We start from the raw sequence: 16700 nt of genomic DNA, 5'->3' as shown, positions 1-16700 counted from the left end.
GGTTTTAGTGTGTGGGGCATGAACGAATTCGCAGTCCACGTGGGCGCTACCGGCAGCGCCGTTGATGCCCTGGCGCATTTCGATGCCCAGGTGCTTCTCGATGCCAGCGTCAACCCCGCCAACGTCCGCGACTGGAAACTCGCCTTCAACGCCTACTACGGCGCAACGAGGTTCACCCGCAAGCAGGCCCAGGCCATCCGCATTGCCCGTGAGACGGGGAAGTCTCTGGATCAGTTGGTGTTGATCGAAAACCAACTCAAAGCAGTCACACCGGCAAGTGAGACGTGGCGGCTCCGCCTCGCGTTGTTGTCCGTGCGTGGTGACTACAACACTCTGCGGCGTCGTGCGAAGACGATCATCCCCGATCCTGATCAGGACACACCCGCCCCGGAGTCGACGGTCCGGTTCAGCACACCGAAGAAAGGGAAACGTTCCTTTACCGCCACCGGTGACGACAGTTTCATCGCCGCCTTGGAGTATGCCCTGCGCCGGAACCTGGATCCGGGTTGTCCGGCGGGCCCGCAAATGTATGAAGCACTGACCGACATTCTGCGTGGTGAGGGTGGTGTGGCTGATGCTGTACCCCGCCCACTGGTGGTGGTTCCGCTTGAGGACCACATGAGGATTCTGCGTGGTGAGGGCAATGACACCATCCTGGGACTATCCGACGGCACCACCATGACCGGTGCGGAGTACCTAGCAAGGTTCCACGGTGAGGACCTGGAAGTAGCTATCTTCCATCCGCAGGCGGGTGCGGTGAACCTGTACGACACGAAACGTTTCGCCAACACCAAGCAGCGTGACCTGGCCCGAGCAACACTCACAACGTGTCCGGTGCCGGGGTGCCGGCATGCCGCAGATAACTGCGAGGTGCATCATGTCACCGCGTGGTCACACGGCGGACAAACCAACATGGATAACTTGGCGGTGGTGTGCAGGTACCACAACCGCACCAACGATGATGACCCCACCCGTCACCACCGGGGACGCATCGAAATCAGAGCAGGGACCCCGGTGTGGGTATCCCCTAGGGGGCGACCGGCGGCGAACACCACCCACCAATACGGCGCGATGCACCTGTTGTTCGGAAAACAACGAGAATAAACAACGGGAAAAACGCCGGGCCACCAAGACCAGTGGGCCAGCTGAACTAAGGGGCGGGGACCAGCCGAAACTACTGGGTCGAGGAGACGGAGCGGGAAAACGCTAACAACTGGACCAGCCGGGGGAGAAACACGCCCCACGGCCGGTTCAGTGTGCCTAGATTCGGGTAACTAGTCCGACGAGGATGATACGGAAAGGGTGCACTCTGGGCCGGCATAGGAGCAACCTCGGTGCCGCAAGGAAGATGGGTAGGAGGAGGAGAATCGCCACTTTCTCCGGGAGATCATGATGAGGACGCCGAGCGCGTTCCTCCCGCCGCAGTTCCGGATGAAACAGACGCGCCTATGCGAGCGCTCAAGACTCACGCCCAAACTATCCGGGGCGGGCTACAGAAGCTTCCCGGGCGGGATGGGGGCAAAAACGAGCGGATCCAAAACAGCTATTGAGCGTTTTGCAGCGCAACGGGGGTAGCGGAAGGCCCCCAAAACAGGATGGTGGTGAATCTCACAGGGGAGAATGGGGGAAGATGCTGCGTCGATAAGCGGGGTGCTCTAACCAGCTATTTCTTCGCGCCTGCGCTGCGCAGGCAGGACCCCTGCCAATCGCCGAGACGGTCCGCCTTGGTCTGGACGAGGCCTGCGAGCTGCGCAGACTCGGAAATATCACCGGGGTGGACCTCCCCGGGCTGGTTGGCACCGGGGGTCAGAAGCCAGATACGGCCGGAGTCAGAGAGGTTGCGGGTCGCGTCGACCAGCGCGTCAACCAAATCCTCGTCGTCAGCGCGGTGCCAGAGGAGGACGACGTCGCAGAGCTCATCTGTATCGTCGTCAAGTAGCGCTTCCCCGATCGCATCCTCGATGGACTCCGAAATGGACGCGTCACAATCGTCGTCCCAGCCGAGCTCTTGGACAATCTCGCCCTTCGAAACACCGAGCTTATCCACGTAGTTTGCGGCACCGGCGGCGCTCACTATCTCCACTTCCTCCTTGGTTAACGGACACGAATATAGCCAGGATACAGCGACATTTACCCCCATGGGCGACAGTTGGAAAAAGTACGTATCCTTGAGCCCTGTAGGCATCGGCGTATCCGTACAGCACGCGGTTGAACAAGCCCCTCTTTGACGTGCGGAAACGCTGGTGGAAACCACACCAAATTATCGGAGGATGGTCTTGTCTGACCCCGAAAACCTGAACGATTCCAACGTCCCTCTCATCCGAGACGGCGTCGCGTCATACCTTCACGACCCGGACCCGGAAGAGACCAAGGAGTGGATGGACTCCCTGGACGGGCTTCTGGAGGCCTCTGACCCGGAGCGAGCACGCTACCTCATGCTGCGCCTGCTCGAGCGCGCAAACGCTCAGCGCGTGCCGCTGCCGGCACTGACGTCGACTGACTTCGTCAACACCATCCCGACTTCCCTCGAACCGGAGTTCCCCGGCGACGAGGCAATGGAGAAGCGTTACCGCCGCTGGATCCGCTGGAACGCCGCCATCATGGTGCACCGCGCACAGCGCCCCGGCATCAAAGTCGGTGGCCACATTTCCACCTACGCGTCCGCGGCGGCGCTCTACGAAGTCGGCTTCAACCACTTCTTCCACGGCAAGGACGCCCCGCAGGGCGGCGACCAGGTCTTCATGCAGGGCCACGCGTCCCCGGGCATGTACGCCCGCGCCTTCCTCGAAGGCCGCCTGAGCGAAGAGCAAATGGACGGCTTCCGCCAGCAGCACTCCCGCCCGGGGGCAGGCATGCCGTCCTACCCGCACCCGCACGACATGCCGGAGTTCTGGGAATTCCCGACAGTGTCCATGGGTCTCGGCCCGATGAACGCGATCTACCAGGCCCGCTTCAACAAGTACCTGCAGGACCGCGGCATCAAGGACACCGACCAGCAGCACGTTTGGGCGTTCCTCGGCGACGGCGAGATGGACGAGCCGGAATCCCGCGGCCTGCTGCAGATGGCCAGCCTGTACGAGCTGGACAACCTGACCTTCGTGATCAACTGCAACCTGCAGCGTCTCGACGGCCCAGTGCGCGGTAACGGCCAGATCGTCCAAGAGCTGGAGTCCTTCTTCAAGGGTGCCGGCTGGAACGTCATCAAGGTCGTCTGGGGCCGCGAGTGGGACGAGCTCCTTGAAAAGGATGAGGACGGCGCCCTCGTCCACATCATGAACACCACCAAGGACGGCGACTACCAGACCTTCAAGGCCAACGACGGCGCCTACGTGCGCGAGCACTTCTTCGGCCGCGACGAGCGCACCGCCAAGCTCGTCGAAGACATGACCGACGAGGAGATCTGGAACCTGCGCCGCGGCGGCCACGACTACCGCAAGGTCTACGCCGCCTACAAGAAGGCACTGGAGACCAAGAACGGCAAGCCGACCGTCATCCTCGCGCTCACCATCAAGGGCTACGGCCTCGGCCACAGCTTCGAGGGCCGCAACGCCACCCACCAGATGAAGAGCCTCACCCTCGACGACCTGAAGCTCTTCCGCGACATGCAGGAAATCCCCATCTCCGACGAGGAGCTGGAGAAGGACCCGTACCTGCCGCCGTACTACAACCCGGGCCCCGAGTCCGAGGAAATCAAGTACATGCTCGAGCGCCGCAAGGAGCTCGGCGGCTACCTGCCGGAGCGCCGCGTGAACTACACGCCGCTCGAGCTGCCCGACTTTGAGAAGACCTTCCGCGCTCTGTTCAAGGACTCCGGCAAGCAGAAGGTCGCCACCACCATGGCGCTCGTGCGCACCTTCAAGTCGCTCATGCGCGACAAGGAGATCGGCAAGCGCGTCGTCCCGATCATTCCGGACGAGGCACGCACTTTCGGCCTGGACTCCTGGTTCCCGACCCTGAAAATCTACAACCCGAAGGGCCAGAACTACGTCCCGGTCGACCACGACCTGCAGCTCTCCTACCGCGAGGCCCCGGAGGGGCAGATCCTGCACGAGGGCATCAACGAGGACGGGTCGTCGGCAAGCTTCATCGCCGCCGCAACAAGCTATGCGACGCACGGTGAACCCATGATCCCGATGTACATCTTCTACTCGATGTTCGGGTTCCAGCGCACCGGCGACAACTTCTGGGCAGCTGGCGACCAGATGGGCCGCGGCTTCATCGTCGGTGCAACTGCCGGCCGCACCACACTGTTCGGCGAGGGACTGCAGCATATGGACGGCCACTCCCACGTCCTCGCGTCGACCAACCCGTCGATCGTCGCGTACGACCCCGCGTTCGCCTACGAGATGCCGTACCTGATCAACCGCGGTATCGATCGCATGTACGGCCCCGACGGCGGCGAGAACGTCATGTACTACCTCACCGTGTACAACGAGCCGATCCACCAGCCGGCCCGCCCCGACGATCTCGATGTCGAAGGCCTGCACAAGGGCATCTACCTCTACGACCGTGGCGAGGACAAGGAAAACACCGTGTCCCTCCTCGCGTCCGGTGTGGCCATGCCGTGGGCACTGCGCGCCCAGCAGATCCTCCAGGACGAGTACAACGTCGGCGCCGCCGTCTACTCCGTCACCTCCTGGACCGAGCTCGCCCGCGACGGCGTAGCCCGCAACAAGGCACGCATCCAGAACCCGGCCGAGGACCCGGGTGAGGCATTCGCCACCACGCAGCTCAAGCAGACCGAAGGCCCGTACATTGCGACGAGCGACTTCACCACCGAGCTGCAGGAAATGATCCGTCCCTACGTCCCGGGCCGCTACACCGTGCTCGGCGCCGACGGCTTCGGCTTCTCCGACACCCGCGAGGCTGCACGCCGCTACTACAACATCGACGCCGAGTCCATGGTCGTCGCAGCGCTCACCGCGCTTGCCGACGAAGGCAAGATCGACATCTCCGTCGCCGCCCAAGCCGCCAAGGACCTCAAGGTCGATGACCCGACCGCCGCTGAGCCCGTTCACTCCGGCTCCGACGACGGCGAAGAGAACGCGATGGGCTAAACCCTCCCGCGTTCTAGCCTGATCGGCTCCCTGCCCCTTTGAATAGCTCCCCACGAGTTGGACTGAGAAATCAGCTCCCGCTCGTGGGGAGTTTTTCAGCTCTACGGGCGTGTCCTATAGGCGTGGGCACACCGAGAGGACCGCGTCTTTTCCGGGCCGTCTCCTATTTTTCTCCTAGTTCTTCTCCTAGTCTTCTAGTAGGCCCCCGTTCTTCTCCTGCCACTGGCAACGACCACTGTCGCTCGGCTCTCCCTCGCCGCTGACGGGAAACGCACAGAACTGATGCCAGCCCATCGTTGCGACCGGGGGTGGAAGCAACGAGTTTCGGGGGTAATTGCCGGGAATGCCTTGCAAGCCAATCAGCCGTAGTTGATTGTTATTTCCCATGAAGAAGTCTGTCATTTCACTGGCGACCGCTGCCGCCATTCTTGCAGCCAGCCTTTCCCCTGCCCACGCTTACGACAACACCGGAGCGAACGCCCCCACGGCTGCGCCCTACATCACCGCTGCCACCGACGTCACTCTCGCTGCCCCAGCCGCCGAAACTGCTGCTGGAGCCCCAGCTGATGCCAGAATCAGAAAAGAGACCATGCCGACCGGCGCAGACAAGACCGGCACCGGTAAAACTGGCACCGGTAAGACTGGCACCGACAAGGCCGACGGAGGCGAGGACGGTCTGACTGGCGGGCAGATTGCTGGCATTGTCATCGGTGTCGTTGCCGCAATCGCGGCTCTCGCTGGTGGTGCCTTCTGGGCGATTCAGCAGGGTCTCATTCCGAACCCCGCTCCGGGTCTCATTCCAGGCCCGGCGCCGAAGCCGGCTCCCCGCCCTGCTCCTGCGCAGAAGCCTGCACCCGCCCCAGCACCCGCCCCAGCACCTGCACCGCGCCCTGCAGCTGCCCCTGCGCCGAAACCTGCACCAGCTCCCCGCCCTGCCCCAGCGGCAAAGCCTGCCAAGACTTACGCCAACTGCCGCGCTGTGTGGAACGACCTGGGGCGCCCGATTCGTCGTAACGAGCCCGGCTACGGCAGCCACCTCGACCGCGACGGCGACGGCGTCGGATGTGAAAAGCGCCCCCGCTAAGAGCTACTGAAAACTACTGCCCCTGAGCACCTTCGTACCGCCAAGTCCCCTACCAACTGGACTGCGGCGCCGCGAAGGTGCTTTCGTTTACCTGCTTTTAGAATGGGCGCATGGAACTTTCCCAGCGCCTCGACCTAGCCAAGCTCGGGTTAGACCCCGACCTCGTTCCCGACGGCGAATCCTACGGTGATTCCGGCAACGCCGCGGACGGAAACAGCGCCGCGGGCGGTGCAGCTGACATAGCAGGCGGAACCGGGGCAGGCGGAACCGGGGCAGGTGGAACCGGGGCGGGCGGCGCCCTCGCTCAGCTGGCGGGCCTTCTCGCAAAGGTCGGCGTCGTCGAAGACGCGGGCGAGGTCGAGACTGGCGACACCTTCGGCAGCCTCGGGGTCGATTCGCTCACCCGCATCGAGCTGGCGGTCCGCGCCGAGGAGCATTTCGGGGTGCGCGTCGACGAAAGTGTCCTTGACCCGTCGGCGACGATCGGAGAAATGGCCCAGTTCTTCAGCGAGCAGTCGCGCGGCGAAGCGCCAGCGGAAGACTAGCTACCGCGAAGCGCGTTCCTGCTAATCGACGTGCGCCTCAAAACGGAACGTCTGCGCCAGCTCCGCGAGGGCACTGCGGAAGGTCGCGAACTCCTCAGCCGGTGCTTCGATCACTTCGCGGCAGCTCACGGTCCCGGCGCGGGACGGCTCCCTGCGCCAGCGAGTGAACCAGGGCGTGTCCCAAACACTGACGAGCGGCAGTGCGAGGTCGGGGTCACTGAGGTGTTCGTACATGAGGCCCTCAACGCGAAGGCGGAGGTGACGCGGCATCGAGGAGATGGCGAGAACGCGGCGCTCGCGGGCAGAAGAATCTTGCGAGCGGTCAGCAGCGTCAGTGGTGGCGGCGTGGGTGGCGGCGGCGTGGGTCGCAGCAGCGTCAGTGGCAGCGAGGGTCGTAGTCATGACGGGGAGGGGTCCTTTCGCTTCTAAAACGCACTCCGCGGCCGACCAGTTCGGTTTCCCGTATCCCATTCACGGTGGCTATCCAACACACGGCGAGCAAGCGTGAAAGCATGTACCGGTATCTCTGCCCGTGATGGGAAAGTCGCGCGGGTGCGCCAGACGAGGTTCGTCTTCCCCAACGGCCTCATGTGACTCGTGACGATTGTTGCTTCGCTTGAGTCACAGCGGCAACCCTCGACAAGTACTTGATCCCCCCGATCGTTCAACGGGCGGTCGAGGGTTCGTCGGGCAGGCGTGCCGGGGAAGGCTACGGCTCGCGGCGGGTACCGGGGAAGGCTACGGCTCGCGGCGGCGGGCCCACCCGTCTTCGGAGTCATCGCCGTCGGGGTGGACGTAGACGCGGTAAAGGGCGCCCAGAAATTCGTCGGGGGTGGCGGGTTTGAGTTCGGGGCCGGGGCCACGGAGTGGGCTGACGCCGCCGCGGAGAGCGTGGCGGACTTCGCCTTTGGTGGGCATCATGCCGTCGTCGGCAAGCGGATCTTCGGTGGGGTGGGAGGATTTGGTGTGGCGCCAACGTCGAAAAGCGGCGGGCTCGAGTTTGGCCATGCGTCCGAGCGCGTAGCGTGCCCAGGTGTTCATGGGGGCGTTGTCCATGGTGACGGGGACGTACCAGCCGGCCCAGTAGGCGGCGGTGCCGAGGATGAAGGCGACGAACGGCGCGGCAGCAATGGCCGCAGTGGGGTACCCGGCGTTGTAGAGGACCATGGCGGTGATGGAGCCGGCTATGGCGGGCACGACGTACATTTGCTGGTCGTTGAGGATGCGGGGGATGCGCCCGATGAGCACTTCGCGGATGACCATGCCGCCGGTGGCGGTGAGGACGCCCATGAGGATGCAGCCGGGCCACGCGACGCCGGCGCCGATGGCAGTGACGGTGCCGGTGGTGCACCAGACACCGAGGATGATCATGTCGCCGTGGAAGCGTGCGAGCTCCCAGAAATATCCGTGGAGGTTGGCAAAGAAAGCGACGGCGGCGCCGAGGACGGCGATGGAGATATACCAGGGGTCCACAAGCGCAGCGACGGGGGTGTTGCCGATCAGCGCGTCGCGCATCATGCCGCCGGCCATGCCGGAAATGATGGCGATGAGCATGAAGCCGACGGCGTCGAATTTCATGCGCCGGGCGACAGTGCCGCCGATGATGGCGTTGAGGAACACCCCGATCAGGTCGAGGATGGCAATTGCTTGGCCTACTGCGTTGTCAATTCCGCCGAAATACACGCAAGTATCGTAGCTAAGCCAGCTCGCTGAAGATGCGGGTATTGGTGTCGTGCCAGAGGGGCTTGGCCCAGTCGCCGAATTGGCGGTCGGTGAGCGCGACCATGGCAGCACCGGCGGCGGGCGAGTCGGACCAGGCGGGGACGAGCCACAGGTAGGTGCCGGCCATGCCGAAGTGGCCGACGGTGTCTGCGGGCATGCCGTCGCCGGTCCAGTGGGGGTCTTTGCTGTCCTTGATTTCAAACCCGAGTCCCCAGTGGCACGGCTTCTGCATTCCGTAGCCGGGCACGATGCCGCGCAGATCGCTGTACTGGTTAGTGAACGCCTCGCGCACGGTGGTTTCCGCGAGCAACGTGGGTGCGAGAAGCTCGCGCGCAAAGGAGAGCAAATTATCGACGCTCGACCTCCCCCCATGCCCCGCCGAACCGTAGATCTCGGTCGAGCTCATACCGAGGGGCTCGAACACCCCCTGCGCGGCGTAGTCGGTGAAGGTCATGCCGGTCTCGGCTTCGAGGTGCTCAGCTAGGATCTCGTAGCCGGCGGACGAGTAGATGCGGCGCTCCCCCACGGGTTTCTGGGGTTCGCGGGTGTCGAATCCCACGCCCGACGCATGCGCCAGCAGGTGCCGCACCGTGGAGCCCTCCGGCCCGCACGGGGTGTCCAGGTCGAAGACCCCCTCCTCCACCGCCATGAGGAATGCGTATGCGGACAGCAGCTTGGTCACGCTGGCGAGCTCGAAGACGTGGTCCTGGTCGCCGAAGGTGAATGTGCTGCTCGCGTCGGCTGCGCTCGGCGTAATGAGGGCTGCGGCGACGGTGTCGGCGGGCCAGTCACGAAGGTGCGGGGCGAGTTCCATGCCCGCCAGCCTAGCGCCCTCGAGCTAGCCGAAGAACGGGAGCGGAGGGAGCTGCGGGAGCTGGAGCTGCGCCAGTTGCGGCACGAGCGCTGTGCCGGCGGCGATGATGCCCAGCAATGCGAGCAGACCGATCAGCGCGCCCTGCCACTCCTTCGGTGCGACGGCGGAACCTTCGGGAACGGTGACCGCGCGGGTCTCCTTCGGCGGTGCGGGACGCTCGGCGGGGCAACCAGCGCTGGCGACCTGGGTACGCCAGTCGTCCGCGTTGTACATGAACGCCAGCGCACCGTACGGCACATGGCCGGTGCGTTCGGGAGTGAGAGAACTTGTCTCGTCGAAGATGTTCCGGAACACGGAGGAAGCAGTAGCAGTCTCCCCCTGTTCCTTCAGCGGCAGAACGCCGACTAGGTCCGCGGTGTTCTCCCCGCGCTTCAGCTTCCCGGCAAGCTCGGCTTTCTTCGCGTTGTACGCCTTGAGAACGACGCGCCAAGAATCGTCCTCGTAGTGCGCCGTCCACAGCTCTTCGGCGGCGATCGCAGGAATCTCCTCGGCGGTGTAGCGGATGGAGCACGTGTTGGTCTCGGCACCGGCGGCGCCCGCGGTGTCCTCGGCAGCGTCAACGGGAGCGGCGGGCAGAACGGCGGCCGTGGAGGCCAAGCAAATAGCCAGGGCGGAGACGGATCGGGGGCGGAAGGGGAAAGTGGGTTTCATGGGGAAAGGTTACGTCGATAAGCGGTGCCCCGTGGCTGGTCTGCCGAAATTGTTCCCGCCGCTTCTGTAAGCTGCCGCCCATGAGCGCCTCCACGACAACACAGCGCAAGGACGAGACCACACAGGACCCGAATGAATCGTCGGGGTTCCTCGGGTGGATTGAGAAGATCGGTAACAAGCTGCCGGACCCGTTCTGGCTGTTCGTGATCCTGTCTGGCGTGGTGGCGGTGTCGTCGTGGCTGGCTAGCCGCGCGGGCCTGAGCGCCGTCGACCCCTCGTCGGGCGAGGAAATCCGCGTGGAGAACCTGCTTACCGCAGAGAATCTCTCGCGGATGGTGTCCGACGCGGTGGAGAATTTCATCGCGTTCCCGCCGCTGGGCGTGATCCTGGCGGTGATGCTCGGCGTGTCCGTCGCGGAGCAAGCCGGTCTGCTGTCCGCGCTGGTGCGCCGCATGGTGGTGCGCGTCAGCCCGAAGATGCTCACCTTCATGGTCGCGCTGGCGGGCGTGACGGGTTCCGTCGCATCCGACGCGATCTACGTGATCATCATTCCGCTGGGCGCGATGGCGTTCTACGCCGTGGGCCGCTCCCCGATCGTTGGCGCGATGGTCGCGTTCGCGGCGTCCTCCGCCGGCTTCAACGCGTCGCTGATCCTCAACATCACGGACCTGCTCCTCGCCGGCATCTCCACCTCCGCCGCCCAGCTTGTCGACGAGAATTACGTCGTCTCCCCCCTCGCCAACATCTTCTTCGTCATCCCGTCCGCCGTGGTGCTCTCACTGATCATCACCGCCGTCACCGAGTTCTACGTGGATAAGAAGGCACAGCAACTTATCGACGAAGACCACATCGACGCCTCCGAACTCGAATTCGACGACCCCTCCAATGCCACGGAAAACGACGATGCTGACGGTGACGCGGTGACCTCCGACTCCGATGGGGGCCCTGAAGGGACTGACGGCTCTAACGCCTCCGAAGGTGCGTCCCAGGACGACCTCGAGCTCTCCCCGCTGGAGAAGAAGGGCCTGCTGTGGGCCGGCCTCGCTCTGCTGGCGTTCTTCGCGGCATACTTCGCCCTGCTGTTCATCCCCGCCTCGCCGTTCGCATGCCCGGAGGAAGGCTTCATGCAGTCCCCGCTGATCCAGGCCATCGCTGTCCCGATCGCCCTGGCGTTCTTCCTCACCGGCCTGGTCTACGGTGTCATCGTCGGCACCGTGAAGAGCCCGTCCGACATCCCCGGGTTCATGGCCAAGGGCCTTGAGACCCTCCTGCCCATGCTCGTGCTCTTCTTCGCCGTCGCGCAGTTCCTCGCCTGGTTCCAGTGGTCCAACCTGGGCTCCTGGACCGCCATCCGCGGCTCCGAGCTCCTCCAGGCTTGGGACCTGCCGAACGTCCTACTCTTCGCCGCGTTCGTGCTCATGGTCGCCCTGATCAACCTGTTCATCACCTCCGGCTCCGCCCAGTGGGCGCTCATGGCGCCCGTCGTGGTGCCGATGATGATGTACGTCGGCATCGCCCCCGAAGTCACCCAGATGCTCTACCGCATCGGCGATTCCCCCTCGAACATCATTACCCCGATGTCCCCCTATTTCGCCGTCGCCCTGACCTTCCTGCAGAAGTACTACAAGAAGGCCGGCGTTGGCACGCTCATGTCGCTTGCCCTCCCCTACTCCGTGGCAATGTGCGTCGGCTGGTTCCTGTTCTTCCTCGTCTGGTACTTCCTGGGCATCCCGCTCGGACCCGGATCGCCGATGAGCTACGACGTGTAGAGCTCTCAAGTCATCCCACATTGCCGATAAATGCCTCCAACAGCCAATCCAAAAACAGGCTTTGACCATACGATTTTTGGTTCTCGTTGGTAACACGCTATGGTTACATTTCGTTGCACCGAGCAAGGAAGCAACACTAAATATTCCTCCATAGCTCAGTTGGCAGAGCATTCGACTGTTAATCGAAGGGTCACTGGTTCGAGCCCAGTTGGAGGAGCAGTTGGATTACGCCCCCTGACCAGTAAAGACGCTGGTTGGGGGGCGTTTTGTATGTTTGCACCCAGTGCAGGATAGCGAAATGTAGCCTGCAGTATCGAAGTGTGTAGTCAAAAAGCAGTCGCGGCGGGTGCAGAGCTGCGAGTTGCTCTTCCTGTCCGAGCGAGCAAAAGAACATCGCGCACGGCGTGTCCCAGAAAAGAATTGTGGGGCCAGCGGGGCTCGAACCCGCGACCAACGGATTATGAGTCCGCGGCTCTAACCGACTGAGCTATAGCCCCTCGCTGCGTCCGCGGTGGCCACTGGGGTTGCCGAGTGGTGACCGGACGCGTTGTCAAAGTATAACTGCGGGGTGCGAGCACCCGGCAATCCACCCGTGTGACCGCGGACAGGCGGGTTCGCTAAGGTGAAAAGGTACTGGCACGGAGCTCGACAAGGAGGCGCAACACCATGGGACGCTTAACCCAGCTGGCGGTTGGAGCAGCAGCCGGATACGTGATGGGCACGAAGGCGGGCCGCAAGCGCTACCACCAGATCGTGGACACTACGCAGAAGGTGGTCAACTCCCCTCTCACCCAGCAGGTAATCCGCTCAACGCGCAAAACGATCGCGAACCAGCTCGACCCGGATCCGCGGATGCGCGAGATCAAGAACGTGCGCAAGAGCGACCACGAGATTTACGAGCCCGACGAGGACTAAGGCGAAAGTCGATCGCTAGTCGAGCAAGCCGGCGACGATTCCATCGAGAATGTCCTTCTCGCTGATGACGAACGACGAGACAGTGCCAGAGGTTTCCCGCTCGATGGCGGCCATGAGCTGTTCGACGACGGCGGCGCCGGAGCCGATGACGTCGGCACGCCCAGCATGCATGACAGGGTTCTCGAGACGCTGGGCGGCGGTTTGGGCGCGCAAGGTCGCCGTCACGTCGCGCATGTCGTCGAAGGTGATCTCGGAGCAGTGGATGGCCTCCGGATCGTAGGACTCCAACCCTTGCGCGAGTGCGCTCAGCGTGGTGAACGTTCCGGCGCAGCCGACGAAGGTCGCGGCTTGGCCGAGGGGAACAGTTCCTATCGCCGTAGCGATCTGCGCGTCGATGTAGTCGCGGGCGGCAGCGGTCTCCTTTTCCGTCGGCGGATCGGTGCGCATGAAGCGCTCTGTGATCCGCACGCAGCCCATCTGGGTGGAATGAGCGCCGAGAATGTCAGCCCCAGTGCCGACGATGAACTCGGTGGAACCGCCGCCGAGGTCAATGACGCAGAAGGGGCCGCGGGCGGTATCAAGATCCGTGGTGGCGCCGCGGAACGACAGAGCAGCTTCCTCCTCGCCGGAAATGACTTCGGCGACAGCACCGGGCTGGATGCGGCCCAGGAGCTCCCGGGTCATGTCGAAGAAGTCGTCGCGGTTGGCGGCGTCGCGCGTCGCGGACGTGGCCACCATGCGGACGGCTTCGACGCCCTCGGACGACATGCGCTCCACAAATGTGGCTAAGGCGTCGCGGGTGCGGGTGATGGCGTCGGGGTGGAACCGGCCGGTCGCATCGACGCCCTCGCCCAGACGGACGATGGTCATCTCGCGGCAGATCTCGCCGGCTGAAGAGTCGTGGATGAGGAGACGGATGGAGTTGGTGCCGCAGTCGACGGCTGCCACACGGGTCATGCCAGCCCCTCCCCTGCTTCTGCGAGGGTGATGCCCAGGTCGGCGAGCGACGGCCAGTCGGCGGGAATCGCGGTGCCGCGCAGGTCGCCGTGCTCGGCAGCCAAGGCGACGGCTTCGGTGCCCAAGCGGACGCGACCGGGCCCCTCGGCAAGCGCGTACGCGATCAGGACGTGGAGGCATTTCACGCGGTCGGGCATTCCGCCGCCGGAGAAATCGGTGCCCAGGTCCTCGATGGAATTGCGCTTGTCTAGGTAGTTGCGGTGAGCGGCTTCGTAATCGGCCTTCAGGTCGGTGTCGGTGCCCAGCCGGGACTCCATCCACTTCATCACCTGCGCGACCTCCAGGCGGGACGCTTCAGCGGTCAGCCGGGGGTCGGTGAGGTAATAGAGGGTGGGGAAGGGTGTGCCGTCGTCAAGCTTGGGCGCCGTTGTGACGACCGCTGGTTGCCCGTCAGGCGTCGTGTACGCGATCTCGAGCACGCCGCGCGGGGTGCGGCCAAGCTGCTTTTCGACGACCGCGAGCTGCTCCTCCGTTGGTTTCTGCATGACGCTCATTGTCGCACATGCCGCGCTACTGCTGTTCGGGCGTCTCAGCGGGAGGCTGGGCCGGCTCCGGCGCCTGCTCTTCTGCTTCTTCCTTGGGCACCTCGCGCAGGGAGTCCCACAGGATCTGGTTCCACGGCTTGTCTGCGTCCGGGTCTTCGGCGTGCTCGCTGGTGATGGTCGTGCCTTGCATGCGGGGATCAATGATGCGCCATGCGGTCTCGCCGGGCTCCATCATGCCGAGGCGGCGGCGGGCTTCCTGCTTGGCGTAGTCCGCATCGCTGTAACGCTCGAGGTCTTCCTGGAGCTGAGCCTTCTCCTCTTCCTTCGCTGCGATGGACTCGTTGAGGCGCGCGATTTCAGCCTTGCCCGTGTAGTAGTTGCGCAGCGGGACGGCAATGGCCACAAGGACAATCAAGACCGCGGTGATGAGCACCGCGACGCCGACGATGTCTCCTTTGAGCATGTCTGTGCGCGGCCGTTTCTTCTTCACCGCGCGTGCAGCATCGCGGCTAGCCACGGGCACCGTCGTGGGTCGACGACGTGAGCCCCCAGCGCCTCCGGACGTGCCGTTGCGCTGGGGGCTGGTGTCGCTGCGCCGTGCGCCTCGTGCGGATGATGCGGCCATAGTGACTGTGTAGTCTACGTGGCCGCGCTACCCGCGTGCGTGAGGCGCGCTATTGCCGCTACTTGTTGAAGCGCGGGAAAGCATCGCGGCCGGCGTAGACAGCTGCCGGGCCGAGCTCCTCCTCGATGCGGATGAGGCGGTTGTACTTGGCCACGCGCTCGGAGCGGGCCGGAGCACCAGTCTTGATCTGGCCGCAGGACAGAGCAACAGCCAGGTCGGCGATGGTGGTGTCTTCGGTCTCGCCGGAGCGGTGGGACATCATGGTGCGGTAACCGTTGCGGTGGGCGAGCTCCACAGCGTCGAAGGTCTCGGTCAGGGTACCGATCTGGTTGACCTTGACCAGCAGAGCATTCGCGGCCTTCTCCTCGATACCGCGGGCGAGACGCTCCGGGTTGGTGACAAAGAAGTCGTCGCCAACGATCTGGACCTTGTCGCCGATCTCGGCGGTGAGCTTGGTGTAGCCCTCCCAGTCGTTCTCGTCCAGCGGGTCCTCGATGGACACGATCGGGTAGTTCTCCACCAGGTCGGCGTAGACCTTGGCCATTTCCTCGGCGGAGTGCTGGCCGCCCTCGAAGTTGTAGGAGCCGTTCTCGAAGAACTCAGAAGAGGCGACGTCCAGCGCCAGTGCGATGTCGGTGCCCGGCTTGAAGCCAGCCTTCTCAATAGCCTCGACGATCAGGTCCAGAGCTTCCTTGGTGGAGCCGACGGACGGGGCGAAGCCGCCTTCGTCGCCAAGACCGGTGGACAAGCCCTTGTCCTTAATAACGGACTTGAGTGCGTGGTAGACCTCCGCACCCTGGCGCAGCGCCTCGGTGAAGGTCTCCGCGCCGATCGGGGCAATCATGAACTCCTGGACATCCACGCCGGAGTCAGCGTGTGCGCCACCGTTGAGGATGTTCATCATCGGGACCGGCAGGACGTGAGCGTTCGGGCCGCCGATGTAGCGGTACAGCGGCAGGCCAGCGGAGTCAGCGGCAGCCTTCGCGGCGGCCATGGAAACACCGAGGATGGCGTTGGCGCCGAGGTTCTTCTTGTTGTCGGAGCCGTCAATCTCGATCATGGTTGCGTCCAGCACACGCTGGTCGTCAGCCTCGATACCCGCGATTGCGTCGGCAATGGTCTCGTTGACGTTGCGGACAGCGTTGCGCACGCCCTTGCCGCCGTAGCGGTCGTCGCCGTCGCGCAGCTCGTGCGCTTCGTGCTCACCGGTGGAGGCACCGGACGGGACGGCGGCGAGGCCGTGGGAGCCGTCGTCAAGGAAGACCTCGACCTCGACGGTCGGGTTACCGCGGGAATCCAGGATCTCGCGAGCGTACGTCAACATGATGTCAGCCATTGAAGTTCTCCTTTAATCGAAGTTGGCTTGTACGCCCTCAATTGTTCCAGAAAATCACCGCGATGGTCAGGGTCCATTCAAAAACAAACAAAAACAATCAAACAATTAACCACTTTCAATCCCCCAAATCACTCCAGCTACACCAATCCGACAAGGTCCGGCGAGGGATCTACTCTATCGATGCGTCTATCTATGCGCCGGCTGCCCAACGGCATAGTTCGCGGCGGCATCGCGCACACGGATCACATAGTCGTTGGAGTGGTTGTATCCGAGGATCGCGTCCCGCCAATCCTCCGGCGTGTCCAGGTCGCGCCCGCCGGAGCACAGCAGGTTCGCGGCACCCAGCGCAGCATCATCGATCTGCTGCGGGTCCGCGTACCCGTCGCCGTTGGCATCGCGCCCGTAGCGGGCCCATGATTCCGGGATGAACTGCATCGGCCCGACTGCACGGTCAAATTCCGCGTCATTGTCGTACTCCCCGCCGTCCGTGTCGGTCACGTGCGCGAATCCTTCGCCGTCCAGCGCGGGCCCAATGATCGGCGGGAACGCCCTGCCAGCTTCATCCAGTCGCGCCCCCGCCGCAATCTTTCCGCTGTAGGTGCCGTGGCGCGTTTCCACCC

The 16700-nt window shown here is 63.9% G+C and carries 16 protein-coding genes and 2 tRNA genes; 7 read left to right on the top strand and 11 right to left on the bottom strand.

Annotated features, from left to right (window positions below):
• Positions 1–18 precede the first annotated feature (18 nt).
• Positions 19–1104, top strand: coding sequence for an HNH endonuclease signature motif containing protein (locus CZ338_RS08120; RefSeq protein WP_087117744.1), 1086 nt, complete (start codon positions 19–21; stop codon positions 1102–1104).
• A gap of 559 nt (positions 1105–1663) precedes the next feature.
• Here CZ338_RS08120 and CZ338_RS08115 read toward each other — a convergent pair.
• On the bottom strand, positions 1664–2074 hold the full coding sequence (locus tag CZ338_RS08115) for a DUF3052 domain-containing protein (RefSeq protein WP_235839545.1): 411 nt from the start codon (positions 2072–2074) through the stop codon (positions 1664–1666).
• Between the two features lie 202 nt (positions 2075–2276).
• Here CZ338_RS08115 and aceE point away from each other — a divergent pair, with 202 nt between their 5' ends.
• The 3 genes from aceE to CZ338_RS08100 all read left to right on the top strand — a co-directional run bounded on the left by aceE (position 2277) and on the right by CZ338_RS08100 (position 6686).
• Entirely contained in the window at positions 2277–5057 is a 2781-nt protein-coding gene (aceE, locus tag CZ338_RS08110; RefSeq protein WP_235839509.1) for a pyruvate dehydrogenase (acetyl-transferring), homodimeric type, read from the top strand.
• A gap of 385 nt (positions 5058–5442) precedes the next feature.
• Positions 5443–6141, top strand: a complete 699-nt coding sequence (locus CZ338_RS08105) for an excalibur calcium-binding domain-containing protein (RefSeq protein WP_087117741.1) — start codon at positions 5443–5445, stop codon at positions 6139–6141.
• Between the two features lie 110 nt (positions 6142–6251).
• Positions 6252–6686, top strand: coding sequence for an acyl carrier protein (locus CZ338_RS08100; RefSeq protein ID WP_087117740.1), 435 nt, complete (start codon positions 6252–6254; stop codon positions 6684–6686).
• A gap of 21 nt (positions 6687–6707) precedes the next feature.
• Here CZ338_RS08100 and CZ338_RS08095 read toward each other — a convergent pair whose 3' ends face one another.
• The 4 genes from CZ338_RS08095 to CZ338_RS08080 all read right to left on the bottom strand — a co-directional run bounded on the left by CZ338_RS08095 (position 6708) and on the right by CZ338_RS08080 (position 9933).
• The gene (locus tag CZ338_RS08095; RefSeq protein ID WP_087117739.1) at positions 6708–7088 is read right to left on the bottom strand and encodes a hypothetical protein; all 381 of its coding nucleotides are present in this window, start codon (positions 7086–7088) and stop codon (positions 6708–6710) included.
• Positions 7089–7424: 336 nt separating this feature from the next.
• A complete protein-coding gene (locus CZ338_RS08090; RefSeq protein ID WP_162287327.1) occupies positions 7425–8369 on the bottom strand; it encodes a trimeric intracellular cation channel family protein in 945 nt (314 codons plus the stop codon).
• 13 nt (positions 8370–8382) lie between these two features.
• Complete coding sequence (locus CZ338_RS08085) at positions 8383–9222, bottom strand: serine hydrolase domain-containing protein (RefSeq protein WP_087117738.1); 840 nt, start codon at positions 9220–9222, stop codon at positions 8383–8385.
• Between the two features lie 24 nt (positions 9223–9246).
• Positions 9247–9933 (bottom strand): hypothetical protein, encoded by a 687-nt coding sequence (locus tag CZ338_RS08080; protein WP_087117737.1) that lies wholly within the window; start codon positions 9931–9933, stop codon positions 9247–9249.
• Between the two features lie 80 nt (positions 9934–10013).
• On the opposite strand from CZ338_RS08080, the gene CZ338_RS08075 reads away from it, so the two are divergent.
• Both CZ338_RS08075 and CZ338_RS08070 read left to right on the top strand, forming a co-directional pair.
• Positions 10014–11702: an AbgT family transporter gene (locus CZ338_RS08075; protein WP_087117736.1), complete on the top strand. Its 1689-nt coding sequence runs from the start codon at positions 10014–10016 to the stop codon at positions 11700–11702.
• A 144-nt stretch (positions 11703–11846) separates the two neighbouring features.
• Positions 11847–11919 (top strand) — tRNA-Asn (locus tag CZ338_RS08070).
• 206 nt (positions 11920–12125) lie between these two features.
• On the opposite strand, the gene CZ338_RS08065 is transcribed toward CZ338_RS08070, so the two are convergent.
• A tRNA-Ile gene (locus CZ338_RS08065) sits at positions 12126–12199 on the bottom strand.
• Between the two features lie 169 nt (positions 12200–12368).
• On the opposite strand from CZ338_RS08065, the gene CZ338_RS08060 reads away from it, so the two are divergent.
• A complete protein-coding gene (locus CZ338_RS08060) occupies positions 12369–12617 on the top strand; it encodes a hypothetical protein (RefSeq protein ID WP_087117735.1) in 249 nt (82 codons plus the stop codon).
• A gap of 15 nt (positions 12618–12632) precedes the next feature.
• Here the strand turns inward: CZ338_RS08060 and CZ338_RS08055 are convergent, their stop codons facing one another.
• From CZ338_RS08055 to CZ338_RS08035, 5 genes are all read right to left on the bottom strand, one after another.
• On the bottom strand, positions 12633–13574 hold the full coding sequence (locus CZ338_RS08055) for a Ppx/GppA phosphatase family protein (protein WP_087117734.1): 942 nt from the start codon (positions 13572–13574) through the stop codon (positions 12633–12635).
• A complete protein-coding gene (locus CZ338_RS08050) occupies positions 13571–14119 on the bottom strand; it encodes a DUF501 domain-containing protein (protein WP_407919371.1) in 549 nt (182 codons plus the stop codon). Before CZ338_RS08050 ends, CZ338_RS08055 begins: the two co-directional genes overlap by 4 nt.
• A gap of 25 nt (positions 14120–14144) precedes the next feature.
• Complete coding sequence (locus CZ338_RS08045; RefSeq protein WP_087117732.1) at positions 14145–14744, bottom strand: FtsB family cell division protein; 600 nt, start codon at positions 14742–14744, stop codon at positions 14145–14147.
• A 58-nt stretch (positions 14745–14802) separates the two neighbouring features.
• Complete coding sequence (eno, locus tag CZ338_RS08040) at positions 14803–16080, bottom strand: phosphopyruvate hydratase (protein WP_087117731.1); 1278 nt, start codon at positions 16078–16080, stop codon at positions 14803–14805.
• A 186-nt stretch (positions 16081–16266) separates the two neighbouring features.
• Positions 16267–16700 (bottom strand): lytic transglycosylase domain-containing protein (locus tag CZ338_RS08035; RefSeq protein WP_143341286.1); only part of this gene is annotated, 434 nt, incomplete at its 5' end.

Source organism: Corynebacterium urinipleomorphum (assembly GCF_900155535.1).
In the GTDB taxonomy this organism is placed as follows: Bacteria; Actinomycetota; Actinomycetes; order Mycobacteriales; family Mycobacteriaceae; genus Corynebacterium; species Corynebacterium urinipleomorphum.
Note: the sequence above shows the minus strand (reverse complement) of the source record. Positions and strands in the feature narration are given on the sequence as shown.